The organism is Mesorhizobium sp. Cs1321R2N1 (genome assembly GCF_037179725.1).
Classification (GTDB): Bacteria; Pseudomonadota; Alphaproteobacteria; order Rhizobiales; family Rhizobiaceae; genus Mesorhizobium; species Mesorhizobium salmacidum.
The window spans coordinates 1-15563 of record NZ_JAPYKP010000148.1 but is presented as its reverse complement, the minus strand read 5'-3'; the positions used below and the strand labels follow the sequence as shown (position 1 = coordinate 15563).

The window sequence follows — 15563 nt, the reverse complement described above, 5'->3', positions numbered from 1 at the left end:
AACCCGCTCGCGAAGATCCATCGAATACCCTGCCATCCATGCTGGCCTCCTCCCAGCATGCATGTTGAATCAGAACGGCGATGATTTGGGAATCCCACGACTCTTATAAATTTCATCCCGCTCTAGGGCAACCGATCCGTCATCGTTCTGAAAATAGGTCAGATTGGGCCGACTCTATCTCTCGACCGGTAGAGTTTCCCGTCGGGTCGGCGCGCCCCTGCATCGTTCACCGACAACTCCGACAAGCGGAACAAACCCGGGAAGCGCCGGTTAGGAGGTTCGATCGACGCAGGGCGGCAGCCAAGCGCCGGAAGGACGCGTCCTCTCCGCCGGCGAGCCGACCGGCAGTTATTCGAGCAGGGACGCGTCGGCATTCGCCAAGACTCATGCCAAACCGCGGAGGAGACCAAATGGCAAATCTGGGAAGACTGGCGATCGCGATGCTTGGCGTTTTGGCATACCGAAGTCGCGACAAACTCTGTGAATTGATTCCGGAAGCGGGGTATCTTAACCCAAACGATCCGCAACGCAGAATTCTGGCTCAGATAACCAATGGCGTGTCGAGGGCTGACCTTGGTCAGATCCTCGACCGATTCAGGGAGCTGGGCGCAGGATCTAAAGTCGACTCGTGGGTTGGCAACGGCCCAAACCAACCAATCGAGCCAAGGCTCGTCGAAGCGGCGATGGACGAAGGTACACTGATGTCCATGTCGGTGGAGACGGGTCTTTCGCGCGAGGAGCTAATCAGAAGGATTACGCGGGACCTACCCGAGACAGTCAACGAAATGACGCCGAATGGTGAATGGCTGCCTGAATCAACACAAGGCCTGGGATAAGTCGAGCTTGCTCGACAATGTGTCCTAGGTCCCGGCTTCCCGCCAACTTGCTTTGCTTGGTGGACTTCAGGTGCTTGTGATGCTGGCGCGGAGGCGAAACTCCTTCCCCTGAAATTTTGGCGGGCTTCGAGCAAATTTCGATGGCCCGCGGGGCCACATCCTCGCAGTTCAGCCCACCATCAACATTTTTTTCGAACCGGTGAAACAATCGACGTGAATGCCAGTTCTTGGGTCTGGGACAAGTCGCGCAGCAGCGTCAGGGCGGTCCGGAAGGAGAACCCCAGTCATGGCTTACATTTCCAGGAAGCGACTGTGCATTGGCTTCGTCGCAGGATCTTTGATGCTCTCGGCTGGCGGCTTTGCTCCGGTTTCAGCACAGGAAATCCCGAACGACTTCAGCGCGATCGTGCGTCAGAAGCTGCCGGCCGTGGTCGCGATCACGACGAGACAGATCATCCAGGACCAAACGATGCTCGACGATTATCTCAACCCCTTCGACAGCCGCGGGCCTGCCCAGCCGCAGGTACGAGAAGCTCTTGGCTCCGGTTTCGTGGTCAGTACGGAGGGCTACATCGTCACCAACAATCATGTCGTGGCCGACTCCACCGAAATCCGCGTCGTATTCTCCGATAAGGAGACTTCGCCCGCACGAGTTGTGGGCCGCGACCCAGCAACCGACATAGCGGTGCTGAAGGTCGATCCACGCCCCAACATGACGGCCACCGCGTGGGGTGACTCTGACGCAATGCAGCCGGGGGCCTGGACGATCGCGATTGGCAGTCCCTTCGGGCTCGGGGGAACCGTGACCGTCGGCGTTCTTTCCGCCCGTTCGCGCGACATCAAAGCTGGCCCGTACGACGATTTCCTCCAGACAGATGCCTCGATCAATAGAGGCAATTCCGGCGGCCCCCTGTTTAACGCGCGCGGCGAAGTGATCGGGGTCAATACGGCCATCGTCTCTCCGTCGGGCGGCAGCATCGGCATTGGTTTCGCCGTGCCGTCCCGAACTGCTCAGAGCGTCGTTGATCAGTTGATCAGCAGTGGCCGGATCGAGCGCGGCTTCATCGGAGTGCGTCTCCAAGAGGTCACTCCGTCAATTGCCGAGGCGCTTGGGATATCGGGCAGCAAGGGAGCGCTGGTCGCCTCGGTCGAGCCCGGCAGTCCGGCCGAGAACGCTGGTCTGCAGTCAGGGGATGTGATCACCCGGTTCAACGGTAAGGACGTTCAAAATGTCCACGACTTGACCCTTGCAGCGGCAAGCCAAAAACCGGGATCCAATGCGACGCTGACAAGAAACCGCGGTGGCAATCAGCAGGAAGTGGCCCTGACCATTGGCCAACGTAAGGATGAGGAGGTGCAGACCGGTGCCGTTCCCAGTCCGGAAGCGGGGGACCAACGCCTCGGAATGTCGCTGAGCCCCATTCCGGACGAAGCGCGTCAACAACTCGGTCTCCAGCCGGGTACCACCGGAGTGTTTGTCCAGGAAGTGGCGCCAAATAGCCCCGCCGCCGAGAACGGCCTTCGGCCTGGCGACGTCATCGTCTCGGCCAACAATCGCAACGTGATGCAGCCGTCGGATATCCAGCAAGAGTGGAAGAAATCCCGCCAGCAGAAAAAGCCCATCTTGTTCCGCATCGAAAGGCAGGGACAATCGCTTTTCGTTGCAGTGGCCGTTTCCTGACGCGGCGCTCCGTCAGGGCAGGCGCGGTGGCCAAGAAACGGCCTCGCAGGCCGCGCTCAAGGCTGCCGGGCAAGGTCGCGGTTCGCCTCCATTATGGAGGCCTGCGCCGTGGCGTTCGGCGATTTTGTGGCGGCTCACTTCAACGGCGGCGGACCCCAGATATCCCAAATCGACATTGAGGAAGAGAGCGATACGGCTCTGCAGCAAAACTACACATGACAGGGGACGGCCTCGAGGGGACGGTGCCGGCGAAGAGCCCACAAGTGCGTTTGCTACAATAACGCGTTCTCGCTACCCGCGGCCCTTCACTCACGCCAAGCCCTTCGGGCGCGTCCTTGCCCCTCCAACGCCTTGAACAGATGCCGTTTCGGGATTGCTCTAGCCCAATTCCCGCTAGGCGCCCTTCGCATCGGCATAGGCGGACCAGCCGTCTGGCGTTTCCGCGATATAGCGCGTGAACTCCGCTTCGAGCGCGGCCACCGCGGCGTCCTTCGAATCTTCGGTACCGCGTTGGCCGCCACGCTTGCGCCAGCGGTTGTCATGGGTGCCGATCGACCATAACCATTTCCCTGCACTTGGCGAATGCTGGCCCAGGATACGGCCGAGGCTGTCGGAGCCCAGGAAGCTTGCCGAGAAGTCGCGGCGCGATCTGGCCGGCAATGACGGTGCGGCCCCAATCGAGCCAGACCTTGGCTCCCCGATCCCGAAGGCACCGAGCAACCTCCACGATGGTCCACGTCATCGGAGTCGTGTACCTGGTAGGCCTCGTCCATCTCGCGGACCTTCAATCGATCCGCCGGCATCGTCCTTTTCCCGAACGTCTTGCACCAAGGCGTGGCGCAGCTTCGATTCACCCCGAAGATACCGCACGCGGGCCGTCATGCCAGGACGGAGCCATTCAAAATCGTCGGCGACCGCATTCGGAATGCCGGGCGGTTGCCCCGACCTCGCCTGTTCGACGCGCCGCCATAACCGTTCCTTGATGGAGCGGTTTGCCGAAACTGCTGTTTTGCCGACATATTTTCCGTCCTTCGCGAGCAGGCCTTCGGTCATCTTCCCTGCCTCGCTCTTGATGCCCAACAGCTCGAAATCTGCTACGTCCCAGCATTTCACCTTGATCCAGGAATCGCTCTTGCCGCTGTGGTAGAGCGCGTTGCGGCGTTTTGAGACCATGCCCTCCAGCCCCATCTTGTCGACCGCCCTGTAGAAGTCGGCGCCGCCGCCCTCGACATGGGCGCTGTACTGAATGACGCCGTCGGCGGGCTTGATCCCAAAGGATCGCCTTCCGCTCGATCGTAGGCAGTGCGCGCAAATCCTGGCCGTCCTTCCACAGGATGTGAAAGGCGACGAAGGCGAGCAGCTCGGCGTTCCAGGCCAGGCGGGAATGGATGGCGTGAAAATTCGGCTTGCCGTCCGGTTCGGGTGCGATCATCTCGCCGTCGAGGATGAGGTCGCGCGCCGGGCAGCCGTTCGACGGCCGCGATCACAGGCCAATAGCGCTTCGACCAGTCGCTGCCGGTCCTGGTGTAGGCCCGGGCGCCATCCCAGTCGAGGATCAGCTGGTTGCGAAACCCGTCATACTTGATCTCGTGGATCCAGTGGTCGCTCACCGGTGGCGTCTCTACCAGCAGCGGCGATTGCGGCTCGATGAACTTCAGCCGGCCGGGGCTGGGGTCTCTAGCATCAAACGCTCCAGACTCGGACTCAAGGCCCAAGTCACGGTTCAGTTCCGGAACATTTTAGCTAATTTGGATGTTCGAAACGTAATGACGAAGGTCGGCAGGAGGTCCGTCAAGTGCGAAACCTGACGGCAGAGCAGTCGCGAGCAGCAAGAGCGCTATTGCATTGGTCGCGAGTGCGGCTTGGCGCCAAGTGCAATCTTTGCGAAGCGACGATCAGCGAATTTGAGAACGGGGTAAGGAAACCGCATCCCCGCACCGTCGCCGCCATGCTCCTGGCTTTCGAAGGAGCGGGAATTGTCTTTACCGCCGAAGGGGACCCATTACTGCCGCGCTCTGAGGGGCAGACTAGTCGTCGGACCGGCAATAGAACGTGGCGCCGCCGGCAGACAAATCGCGCGGCGGAATGAAGAAAACTCCACATGTCGATGAGGGAAAAGTGAGGGTGAACCTTGGCATTTCCTAAAGGAAGGGACCGCCACGGTAGCGCTCATGCCGTCCGACAAACGTAAGCGAAGGTTCGCTTTTCGGCCTTGGTCTCCGTGACACGCACCCAGTTTTCCTCCTGACGCCATAATGTGAAAGGCTGGCCCATGTGTGCCCCTGCCGCCTTGAAGGGGAGCTGTGCCATGAGCATGCTCGAAGACACCACCGATCCGCTGGCCATGATCTCAACCTGATATAGGGGCATGTCGCCCCCATAGCCCAAACCCGCCGTGCAATCGCCGCGTCGCACGAGCTTCTAAAGCGGTTTCGCCAGCGCAAGATAGACGAGGCGACCAGAGACGTTGAACAGCACCGCGTGTCCGCGTTTGATGCCGAAATTCTCCGCAACGTCTTTAAGGATTTGGTCTTGGAAACGAAGACACCGGAGTGTCAATGGCGCGCGCTCGCTCAGAGCCTCGTTTTCGAGTTTACCGGGTGCGAGCGCGTTGACGGCTGCCTTGGTGGATTGGATCATCAGGAAGTAAGGCGCTGACCACCAGCGTCAACCCATCACACGCTTGGTTCGCTTCCAGTGGGCCCGCCTCACTGGCGGGGGAAGCGGGCCCGGCCAGGTTTCGGACCTGACCAGCAGCACGGGGGGCTGCCACCTTTCGAACCTGCCGACGAATACCAAGTTCCCACCTAGTGCACAAAAAGCCCGCCGGCCGGAGCCAGGCGGGCAACTGGCAGCGTGGAGGGCCGTCCGGAGTAGGCGACCGGCTCCCGAACCCTTGTCTCTGACGTATGTTCGCCGGCGGCCACTGAGGCCCGCGCCCCACCCCGCACAGGAGGGCGCGGGCCAGCCGGCAGCGCGAAAAGACCCGGACGCGCTGCCTTCGCCCGAACTTGCGACTAGTCGAGCTGTTCCCGACCGAACACTAAAAAGCCCGCCGGCCGGAGCCAGCGGGCAAGGGTCCAGGAAAGGCCGCTGGAAGTGGTGCGGTCTGCGGTCGGAAGCCCCCCTGCCAGTCTACGCCTCCTGCGCTTTTGGCCTCAACATTCATCTAAATAGTGTGCGCGAAGCGGCAGACGCGGTCTCCAAAAAGGCGTTGCTGGCGCGATGGGGAGACCTCCATTGGGCGCGGGTGGGAAGTGGTCAATACACCCGTTTGGTCTACTGTCGAGGTCATCGCAACCACTCTACAATTTGCGTGTTGTTTCGGCACGTAAATTAACGGAGTCACCGATGAGACCCCAACTGTTTTCAAAGCCCGTTCCAGTATTTGTCGGGATGGGCTTCCCGCGCGATATCGTCTCGGTCGTGGAGGCCTACGAAATGCTGAATGAGTGGCCGGGCAGCCGCAGCCCGACATTCACAGCCGCGCTCTGTGTCTGCCAATCTGCTTTGGTCGGTGACAAACACGTCGAAACAGCGCGCATTGCCTTCGAAGCTTTTGCGCTTGCCCGCGGCATCCTCGCGCCCGACGCGCTCGAGGTGGCGGCGGCACGTGCTGCTGATGAGTGGCTGACAGCTTGAGCTTGGCACTCATTCACTGGCCGCAGGTCGGGCCGCAGCGCATAGAATTCGCGCCATGATATCCGGCGCCGAGTCACGGTCTCGTTGGCTGGTGGTGCTTCCATCATGACTGGATCCTGCGATGATTGGTGCCGCACCTGTTTCTGCCGCACCTCGAGGTTTCGGGGTGGTGAGGCAGGTATTTGGGGGGTGATTGCCGCACCTGCCGCACCTTGCCGCACCACCGTTTCTCACAAGCGGAGAAATCAGCGACTGCACAACTCCAGTCGTTTGAAAATCGAACGGCCGATAAGATCAGCCAAGATCTCGCGGGCCGATGGATCTGTCTCCAGCGGATTCGAGCCAGCCGCGCTTCGCTCCGCGCAAGAAATCGGGAAGAACCGCCGCGCCTAGTCCACCGACGCCGCTTCAAGCTGGCCGATCAGATCGTTCAGCTTCAGGGTGATCGGCCTGCAGTGAAGGACTGATTTGAGCCACCGCGGCTCCTCGGCATTCCACTCACGCTATCGAGCCCGACCGTCCTCACAATGTGAGATCGTCCAGCGGTTGCGGGACGGACGACTGGGGAAGATGCGCGGGCTTGACGGCTGCGTTCGCAGGCGTTCAAGCAAGCTTGGCGCCGTAGCGCGCCAGGAAGGTGGCGACAGCTTCGTCAATGATGACCGGCAAATCTTCGTCGATGCCGCCACAGCCCGGCGCCATCAGTTCGGGCCAGAAAGCCTGCCCTGCGATCGTGGCCAGGAAAGCCTGGGCAGCGAGCTTGGCGTCGGGTACCAAGAGGTTTCCGGCCTCCGTCTCGTCAAGCACATAAGTGCTCAGCCGATCGAGATAGGGCTCGAAGCCGCGCTCGAACAGCATCTGCCCCAAATCGGGAAAGCGCAGGCTTTCAGCGATGATAAGCCTGAAAATGGCAACCATTCTGGGCTGGCGCATCCGATCTGCATAGTCACGCCCGATCTTGCGAAGGCTCGCGTTCGGATCGCCGACGTGAACGTCTGCGTGGCAACCGCTTTCCAATGTCCAGAATTGCTCGACGATGGCTTCAAAAAGTGATGCCTTGGTTGGGTAGCGCTTGAACAATGTTGCGGTCGACACGTCAGCAAGTTTTGCAATCTGCTGAAGTGAAGTTGCTCCGTAACCTTGTTCGAAGAAGAGCTTGGTGGCCGCTGCGACTGAAGCGACGCGCTTCTCCTCCTTGACCCGATCTTGATATGTCTCGCCTGTCATCGCCCGTTTCCTGAAGCCCTTGCGCCTTCTTTGTGGGTGTAAGCTCACCAGATAGGCACAAGCTGGCCAGAAATCAAGGTAAGTGACTTAACTTGACATCCATCTGCGCGCCCCTGTATGAGGAACTAAGTGACTTAACTCATCATCAGGAAATCCACCGATCGGTCGCGAGTTGAAAGTCAATTGCCAGCTTCATCGAGCCAATTGCAAGGAACGGAATCACATGAATCGCCTCAACGGAAAACGCACCCTTATCACTGGTGGCACTTCGGGCATTGGCCTGGAGACAGCCAAACAATTTTTGACCGAGGGCGCGCGCGTCATGGTCACTGGCAATAATTCCTGACTCTATCGAAAGAGCAAAGGCCGAACTTGGTTCGGACGTTCCAGTGCTGCGGGCCAATAGCTCGGACGTGAACGCGCAAAAGAAGCTGGCCCATTCGGCCAAGGAGCATTTCGGCCAGTTGGATGTGGCCTTCCTCAATGCCGGCGTTTCGGTCTGGCAGCCGATCGAGGCCTGGACAGAAGAAGCCTTCGATCAGTCTTTCGCCATTAATGTGAAGGGTCCCTATTTCCTGATGCAGGCGCTCCTGCCCGTCTTCGCAAATCCGGCCTCGGTGGTGTTCAACACCTCGATCAACGCCCATGTTGGCGCCGCCAGGTCGTCCGTCTATGCCGCCACCAAGGCGGCGTTTCTCAACCTATCCAAGACGCTCTCCAGCGAGCTCATGGATCGCGGCATTCGCGTCAATGCAGTAAGCCCCGGCCCGGTCGAGACACCGCTTTACGATAAGCTGGGCATTCCGGACGCCTATCGCGCACAGGTCAACAAGGATATCGCAGGGTCCATCCCGCTTGGTCGTTTCGGCACACCGGAAGAGGTCGCCAAGGCCGTCACCTATCTCGCCTCTGATGAATCGGCATGGACCATCGGCTCGGAAATGATTGTCGATGGCGGTAGGATGCTGAACGGCTGACCGAAGGCGCCGCATCGCTGCCTTCATAAGTTCTAGTTGCGAACTGAGTGGCCTGTCACTCAGTTCGCAGGGTGGCGATACCTGGGGAAGTGTCACGATATGATCCATCTTCGTGATGAGCTAAGAAGGCGTCCTCCGCACCGCTTTCGATATCGCCAGGTCGGGCGGGCATTCACCGATGATGACGAAAACGGCATGGCGCCCGCGCCGGCGATGCGGAGGGAATGATCGACGCGTCATCCTGCGGCGAGTTTTGAAACCGCGTTGACGTCGAAATAGTCGCCCCAAGCGACAATGTGATCTCCTTCGATTTCGTAGACTCCCATAAGAGCCATCCTTCCGATCTCGCTGCCGTCGGCGCGTTCAAACCGGTCCAGCCGCTCTGTCAGCACGCGGTTTCACCAAGTAGATGCGTGGCGGAAAGGCGGTAGCCTCTCCCGTTACCAAAATCTGATTAACTGGCTGAAAAATATAAGCGATGATCGTTCTGATCGCAGCGTCTCGGACCCGGATTTCGCAATATAATCCATGCGGACCCTTATCAGATTGGGCCTGCATCCTCATATGGGCGACACCGCCGACGATCCCGTCGCCGACCTCGCCTTCGCCATGGAAACTCACGACGTGGACCATTTTAGACGGCGCATAAAACGTCCCTCGGCTTGAAAGCGCGCTGCTCGCGACTGCGATCTCCTTCACCGGACCGTAGAAAACGGGCACGCGGGTGGTCCCGAATGTGGACGAAAGGCAATCCCGAGCGTTGAATGGATTTCCTCATGAAAATAAAGGCCCGGCAGATCCGCCGTGAACCCCCATTTTTCATAGAAGGGCACATGTCTTCCAGACAGTAGAGCTGTCGCGGTGCTTGACGTTGACGAGTGCCGGATCGTTCAACGCTGTCCCCATCAACAAGGCACCCAATCCTTTGCCGCGCGAGGTGGATTTGACGATGATCGAAGACCATCGCCTTGCAGCGCATCGGGAAGAACCAGCACCAGACGCGTCATGAAACCACGTCAGATCGATTTGAGTGCGGTCGATTTCTGGCCAGAGGAGGATTCATGCCTCATTAGAAAACGCTCCATGGAACGGATAATCGCGATCAGCAGCAGATTGATCACCAGGTAGAGCACTCCGGCAATGGCGAAAATCTCGAAGATCGCGAAGGTCTGGCTCATCAGCCGCTTGGCATAGCCGGTGATTTCGAGCACGGTGATTGTCGAGGCAAGGCTGGTCCCCTTGACGACCAGGATAAGCTCGTTGCCATAGGCCGGCAGCGCCTGGCGGATGGCGAGCGGGAACTCGATGCGCCGGAAACGCAGCATGCGCGACATGCCGCACGCCTGAGCCGCCTCGACGAGACCGACCGGAACGGACATCAATCCGCCGCGCAGGATTTCGGATGTATAGGCAGCCGTGTTCAAAGCAAGCGCCAGGACGGCGCAGCGCGATCCGTCGCTGATCACCCACCACAAAGCCGCGTTGTCCTTGACAAGGGAAAGCTGGCCGAGCCCGTAGTAAAACAGGAAGATCTGCACCAGCAGCGGAGTCCCGCGAAAGACGGTACTGTAATATTTGGCGAAGCCCGACAGGAGCCAGTTCGACGACAGCCGCATGAGCGCCAGTCCGAGACCGAGATTGAAGCCGATCAGCACCGAAACGAAAGTCAGTGCGGCTGTGACCCATAGGCCCTTGAGCAGAACGGGAACTGCAAGCTGGATGAGTTCTATCATACTGCTTTTCTCGTCCGTAGCCTGAGCAGGCGTTCGATCCCGTCGAAGCCGGCCTGGCTTACAAGCGTGATGGCGAGATAAACCACCGCCGCAATCAGGTAGAAGATGAACGGATGGCGGGTGGAGTTCGCGCCGATGAAGGAAATGCGCATCAACTCCTGAAGGCCGACCACGGAAACCAACGCGGTGTCCTTGATCGTCGTCTGCCAGACATTGTTGATGCCGGGAACAGCGATGCGCAGCATCTGCGGGGCGATGATGCGGCGAAAGATCCGGGCGCCCGACAGGCCTAGCGCGCGAGCGGCCTCGATATGCCCGTCCGGGATCGCGCCCAGAGCCCCGCGTACAACCTCGGTCGAATAGGCGCCGGAGATCGCGCCGATGGCGATGACCGCGATGACGAATGCATAGCCGCTCTCCGCGACGCCGGCATAGCCGAACGCAGTCACGACCTTGGTCACGAATTCAACCGAGCTGAAAAACAGCAGGTAGATAATGAGCAGTTCGGGCACGCCGCGCACCAGCGAGGTATAGGCATCAACGAGCAGCGAAAGCGGAAATATCCGGGCCCATTTGATCAGCCCGCAGACAATGCCGATTACCAGACCGGCTGCCATGCTGACTAAACCCACAAGGATTGTGATCGACGCGCCACGCAGGATGGCGGTCACCCAACCCGCTTCCCAAACCTGCCAGAGACCGAATTCCATCTGAGTTGCCTTAGTCTGTCGTGCCAATGAGACGCATGCGCCCGGCTGTCCGGGCGCATGCCAGAATTCCAAGGCGTTATTTGCAGGGCCGGGAAATGTCCGTCTTGAACCATTTCTGGCTGGCCTTGCCGACCGAGCCGTCTGCGATCAACTCGCAAAGCGCCTTGTCGATCTTGGCCTTGAGTTCGGTGTTTTCCTGCGCAATACCGACGCCGATGCCCTCGCCAAGCGTCGGATCGAACGTGCTCTTGATCTCAACGCCTATCAGCTGGAAGTTCTTGCCATCGGGCTTGCCCAGAAAATCCTGCAAGGCGGATTGATCGGCGAAAGCGGTGTCGATACGGCCGCTCGCCAGGTCGATCTGCATCTGGTCGAGTGTATCGTAGGTTTTCAGGTCGGCATTCGGCGCACGCTTCTCGAGGAAATGCGCGTGGGTCGTGCCGGCCTGCACGCCGACCTTCTTGCCATCGAGCGATTTCAGCAGCGTGTCGACATCGGTGATGGCGGCCAGATCAGAACCTTTGGCCGCGACGAACATGTTGGCCAGTTCGGCATAGCCGACGCTGAAATTGATCTCCTTCTTGCGGTCGGCGGTGATTGACATACCCGAGATGATGACGTCGAAGCGCTTGGCCTTCAGCGCCGGGATCAGCCCATCGAAGGCCTGCACGACGAAATGGCAGGTCACCGCGAGTTTCGTGCACAGCAAGGCGCCGACATCGGCGTCGAAGCCGGTGACGTTGCCGTTGGCATCGGACATGCTCCATGGCGGGTAGGCGCCTTCGGTACCAATGGACAGCTCGCCTTCGGCTGCCAATGCGCTGCCCATGCTTCCCGCTAGACACGCGAGCAGCGTCAAGACTTTCAGTTTCATATCAGTTCCCCTTGTTGTTGATCTTCATTGCCGTTGTCCGGTGCGAACCGGACGCTTCGAGGATGCGGCTTCCTCACAGCGTCCGTGCCAGGAATTGGCGTAGACGCTCCGAGCGCGGGCTGCCGAACAGCTCCGCTGGTGCACCCTCTTCCTCCACCTTTCCCTGGTGGAGAAACAGAACCTTGTGGGAGACCTCGCGCGCGAATTGCATCTCGTGCGTCACGAGGATCATGGTGTTGCCCTCCTCCGCCAATTGACGGATCACCCGCAGCACCTCACCGACCAGCTCGGGATCGAGCGCCGAAGTCGGTTCGTCGAAGAGGATGACCTTGGGCCGCATCGCCAGCGTGCGGGCGATCGCAGCCCGTTGCTGCTGGCCGCCGGACAACTGACCGGGATAATGGGCGTGCTTGTCGGCGAGCCCGACTTTCTTCAACAGCGCGAGCGCGTGTTCGATGGCTTTCTCGCGCGGCTCCTTCAGCACATGCCGGGGCGCCTCGATGATGTTCTCCACCACCGTCATGTGCGGCCACAGATTGAAGTTCTGGAACACCATGCCTACGCGGGCGCGAATGCGTTCGACCTGCGCCATGTCGGCCGGCCCGAGACGGCCGTTGGACAGCGGCTTCATCTTGATGAGTTCGCCGTCGATGGTCACCTTGCCGCCGTCCGGCTGTTCCAGAAGGTTGATGCAGCGCAGGAACGTGCTCTTGCCCGAACCTGACGAGCCGATCATGGAAATGACTTCGCCAGCGTGAGCGGTGAGATTGACGCCCTTCAGCACCAGAAGCGAGCCGAAGCTCTTGTGAAGCTCGTCGATCTGCACGGCCGGCGTCGTGGTCTTCGCCTCGTCGGCGGACACCGGATCGACCACCACAACGGCGCGAGCCGTTGGCGGTATCCGTTCGCTCCCGGTGGTCTCGTCCAACGCCACGGTCCGCAGGTCGGCCAGTGCACGGTCGAAATAGCGCAGACTGCTCGACAGGCAGGTGCGCTGCCAATCCGGATCGACCGGAATGAAGGCCGAGCGCAGCGTGTCCCGGATCCGCTTGCCCAGTGGCGAGTCGAGCTTGCCGAACAGATGCAGCCAGTTGTCGGCCTGCACCGCTTCCATGACCGCCGGGCCGTCCAGCGTGCCGCATTCGACGACAAGCGGCAGCACGCGCGCGTTCGGCATTGCCTTGCGGACGGCGTCGGAGACATAGCCGGTCGCCGTCGCGGCGATGCCGGTGCCTGTCTTGGCGCCGGGGCCGGTCAGCACGGTCGACAGCGCCGGCCCGAAAATGGATTTGCCCCACGCAAGACCGTCATGCTCGGAACTCGCCACCGAAAGCAGCGCCGGATAGCCGTAGGGGCCCGCCCCCGTGTGCAGATCAAAGACGATGACTTGACGCGCCTCGCGGGCAAAGGTCTTCAGGATTTCGTTTAGCGTCCTGTTCGACCAGACCGGGCCGCCGCCACCATAGAACATCCCGTCGGCGAACTCATACTGGCCGGCCTCGACGATCGCCGCCAGCCCGGCATGTCCAAGCCTCCTGCGCGCCATGGCCAGCTTCTCGTCGGCCGCTACGCGGTCCGGCCCCTCCCATTCGCGGTATGCCACGGCGTCGTGCAGGCCGGCATAGCCGTTGTTGACCGGGATAGTCGAAGACCAGTCGATGAAGTTGCGGTTGAGATCGACATTGTCTTCGTTGACACGCCGCGACCACGCGGTGCCCCACGGATTGATGAGGTGAATGGCTAGGATTGCCGTGTCATCAGGCAAGCGCCGCGGGTTCTTCTGGCCGAGCCAGGCGGTCTGGCAGGCCGAGCCGAACGGCCCCTCGACACCATGCGTGCCGGAGATGAGCACGATCAGCTTGCGCGCATCGCGACGGCCAAGCAGTGCCACATCCGTCGCCAGCGCCCCGCCATCAGGCCCGTTCAGCGGATGGACATATTCAGACAGTTCCGCGCCCGCCCGCTCGGCTGCTTGGCGAAATTCTTGACGCAAGGCGCCGAAATCACAGGCATAGGCCGGGGCCGGCTCGTCATGGGGCATCGTCGATCCCACTGGATGGCTGGCGGTCAATCCGTTCATTCCCTGTGGTTCCGGCATGGGGTTACTCATCGGTGAGGTCGCTCACGTTCTTGAAGGGCAATCGGCGCTCGCTGCCGGAATGAGACGGCCTGGAGGACCGGACGAACCAGGCGTCGCAGGGAAGCACCTTGTCGGGGTTCATGACCGACTGATCGTCCAGCACTCGTTTCACCCGCTCCATCACGGCGAGCTTCGTCGGGTCCGCCGTCGCCAGCAGCGAATGGATGCGTTTCGACCCAACACCGTGCTCGGCGGAAAAGGAACCGCCAATTTGCCGCAGTTGTTGATACAGGACGCCCTCGACAGCCTCCGCCATGTCAAGGCCAAGCGGGCCCTTTCGGTTTAAGATGATGTGCAGATTCCCGTCGGCCAGATGTCCGAAGACATAGGGCGCGAGACCCGGTTCGATCGCAGCGAGCCCAGGCAGAATCCTCTCAAGGTAGACTGCAATTTCCGACAGAGGCACCGACACGTCGAAGGAAGGCGCATGGGGATGGGCACGGTAGAGCACGCTGGTGTCCTCGCGCAGCCGCCACAAATCGTCCTCTTGCCGCCGCGAGGCGGCAACGATGCCGGTCGCTTCGGGATAGTGCTCCATTACTTCCGAATAAATCCGCTCGAAATCCTCGCGCAGCGCCTCTTCGCGCGCGCCGCCAAGGGACAGCAGCAGGAACAGCGGGTGGTCGAGCGGCACGCCAGGTTCGGACCATTCATGCGCGGCAGCGGCCAGACCGAAATACGAATTCCACATCGCTTCCGCCGCACGCAGATGCCCGGCATCCGATTCAAGTGCCAGGCGAATAGTCCGCAGAGCGGCCTCGACCGACGGCAACCCGAATAGCGCGGTGGCGCTGGCTCGCGGCAAAGGGTCGAGCTTGACCACCGCGCGGGTGATGACGCCGAGCGTGCCCTCGGCGCCGATGAAGAGGTGCTTCAGATCGTAGCCGGCGGAATTCTTCACCACCCGCGTAAGATCGGAATAGACCGATCCGTCGGCCAGCACGGCCTCGAGGCCAAGCAAGCGATGGCGCATGACGCCGTTGCGAAAGGCCATCACGCCGCCGGCATTGGTGGACACCATGCCGCCGATTGTCGCCGATCCGCGCGCCGCGAGATCGATGCCCGGCTCCAGCCGGTATTCGCGCGCGGCCTCTTGCAGCGCTTCAAGAGTGACGCCGGCGCCGACGACGGCCACGCGTTCGACAGGATCGAGCCGCTCGATGCGGTTCATGCGCGTCATCGAAAGCACGACCTCGCCTGGCCGCGAAACGCTGCCGCCGACCAGGCCGGTCTTTCCACCTTGCGGCACGATCGGGATCTCGTTCTGGCGGCAGATGCGCACCACCGCCGCGACTTCACCGGTCGATAAAGGCGCAACGACGATGCCGGCGTCACAATCCGCGCCATTCGAGCCAAGGTCGATCGCCCCGGCATCCTCTCCGGTGCGCACATTCGCCGCACCGACGACATCGCGGATCGCGTCGACAATCGACGGCGGCACCGCCTGGTCGGTCGAGTTCACTTGCCTTGGAGACGCGAGGCCGGTCATCTCGCCACCATTTCTTGAAGTGCTGCGATCAGCCGGTCGTTGTCAGCCGGCAACCCGATGGTGGCGCGCAGGTAGTGCTCGTAGCCGGCCTCGCGCCATGCCTTGACGATGATCCCTTGCTTCAGGAGACCGGCGGCAAGTCTCGAACTGTCGCCCTTGCAGTCAAAGAACAGGAAGTTTGTTTGCGACGGCGCAACCCGGAAACCAAGGGCGGCAAGCGCGGCGGCTGCGCGCGCGCGCTCGGCCCTGACGCG

The 15563-nt window shown here is 60.9% G+C and carries 14 protein-coding genes and 1 pseudogene; 4 read left to right on the top strand and 11 right to left on the bottom strand.

Translation table 11 applies throughout. The features are described 5' to 3' along the window. The first annotated feature begins 410 nt into the window (after positions 1-410). Together O7A61_RS26740 and O7A61_RS26735 are read left to right on the top strand one after the other, a co-directional pair. Positions 411-836: a YidB family protein gene (locus O7A61_RS26740; protein ID WP_051442701.1), complete on the top strand. Its 426-nt coding sequence runs from the start codon at positions 411-413 to the stop codon at positions 834-836. Positions 837-1122: 286 nt separating this feature from the next. Further along, positions 1123-2517, top strand: a complete 1395-nt coding sequence (locus tag O7A61_RS26735; RefSeq protein WP_337132354.1) for a Do family serine endopeptidase — start codon at positions 1123-1125, stop codon at positions 2515-2517. A gap of 393 nt (positions 2518-2910) precedes the next feature. On the opposite strand, the gene O7A61_RS26730 is transcribed toward O7A61_RS26735, so the two are convergent. The 3 genes from O7A61_RS26730 to O7A61_RS26720 all read right to left on the bottom strand — a co-directional run bounded on the left by O7A61_RS26730 (position 2911) and on the right by O7A61_RS26720 (position 5157). Beyond that, positions 2911-3177, bottom strand: a complete 267-nt coding sequence (locus O7A61_RS26730) for a hypothetical protein (RefSeq protein ID WP_337132353.1) — start codon at positions 3175-3177, stop codon at positions 2911-2913. Positions 3178-3255: 78 nt separating this feature from the next. Continuing rightward, complete coding sequence (locus O7A61_RS26725) at positions 3256-3690, bottom strand: hypothetical protein (protein ID WP_337132352.1); 435 nt, start codon at positions 3688-3690, stop codon at positions 3256-3258. Positions 3691-4938: 1248 nt separating this feature from the next. After that, positions 4939-5157 (bottom strand): hypothetical protein, encoded by a 219-nt coding sequence (locus O7A61_RS26720; protein ID WP_337132351.1) that lies wholly within the window; start codon positions 5155-5157, stop codon positions 4939-4941. Between the two features lie 711 nt (positions 5158-5868). Here O7A61_RS26720 and O7A61_RS26715 point away from each other — a divergent pair. Next, positions 5869-6159, top strand: a complete 291-nt coding sequence (locus O7A61_RS26715) for a DUF982 domain-containing protein (RefSeq protein ID WP_337132350.1) — start codon at positions 5869-5871, stop codon at positions 6157-6159. A 603-nt stretch (positions 6160-6762) separates the two neighbouring features. On the opposite strand, the gene O7A61_RS26710 is transcribed toward O7A61_RS26715, so the two are convergent. Beyond that, on the bottom strand, positions 6763-7386 hold the full coding sequence (locus O7A61_RS26710) for a TetR/AcrR family transcriptional regulator (protein WP_337132349.1): 624 nt from the start codon (positions 7384-7386) through the stop codon (positions 6763-6765). A gap of 223 nt (positions 7387-7609) precedes the next feature. On the opposite strand from O7A61_RS26710, the pseudogene O7A61_RS26705 reads away from it, so the two are divergent. After that, a pseudogene (locus O7A61_RS26705) lies at positions 7610-8363 on the top strand (SDR family oxidoreductase). 236 nt (positions 8364-8599) lie between these two features. On the opposite strand, the gene O7A61_RS26700 reads toward O7A61_RS26705, so the two are convergent. From O7A61_RS26700 to O7A61_RS26670, 7 genes are all read right to left on the bottom strand, one after another. Continuing rightward, positions 8600-8755 (bottom strand): limonene-1,2-epoxide hydrolase family protein, encoded by a 156-nt coding sequence (locus O7A61_RS26700; protein ID WP_337132348.1) that lies wholly within the window; start codon positions 8753-8755, stop codon positions 8600-8602. 624 nt (positions 8756-9379) lie between these two features. Beyond that, positions 9380-10096, bottom strand: a complete 717-nt coding sequence (locus O7A61_RS26695) for an ABC transporter permease (RefSeq protein WP_337132347.1) — start codon at positions 10094-10096, stop codon at positions 9380-9382. After that, the gene (locus O7A61_RS26690) at positions 10093-10806 is read right to left on the bottom strand and encodes an ABC transporter permease (protein WP_027143786.1); all 714 of its coding nucleotides are present in this window, start codon (positions 10804-10806) and stop codon (positions 10093-10095) included. Before O7A61_RS26690 ends, O7A61_RS26695 begins: the two co-directional genes overlap by 4 nt. Before the next feature lie 76 nt (positions 10807-10882). Further along, positions 10883-11680 carry a transporter substrate-binding domain-containing protein gene (locus tag O7A61_RS26685; RefSeq protein ID WP_337132346.1) on the bottom strand — a complete coding sequence of 266 codons (798 nt, stop codon included), beginning with the start codon at positions 11678-11680 and terminating at the stop codon, positions 10883-10885. A gap of 73 nt (positions 11681-11753) precedes the next feature. Further along, the gene (locus O7A61_RS26680) at positions 11754-13760 is read right to left on the bottom strand and encodes a DUF2817 domain-containing protein (RefSeq protein ID WP_337132345.1); all 2007 of its coding nucleotides are present in this window, start codon (positions 13758-13760) and stop codon (positions 11754-11756) included. A gap of 22 nt (positions 13761-13782) precedes the next feature. Further along, complete coding sequence (locus O7A61_RS26675) at positions 13783-15309, bottom strand: FAD-binding oxidoreductase (protein WP_337132344.1); 1527 nt, start codon at positions 15307-15309, stop codon at positions 13783-13785. After that, positions 15306-15563: aminotransferase class I/II-fold pyridoxal phosphate-dependent enzyme (locus O7A61_RS26670; protein WP_337132343.1), on the bottom strand; the 258-nt coding region annotated here is incomplete at its 5' end. The genes O7A61_RS26675 and O7A61_RS26670, both read right to left, overlap by 4 nt.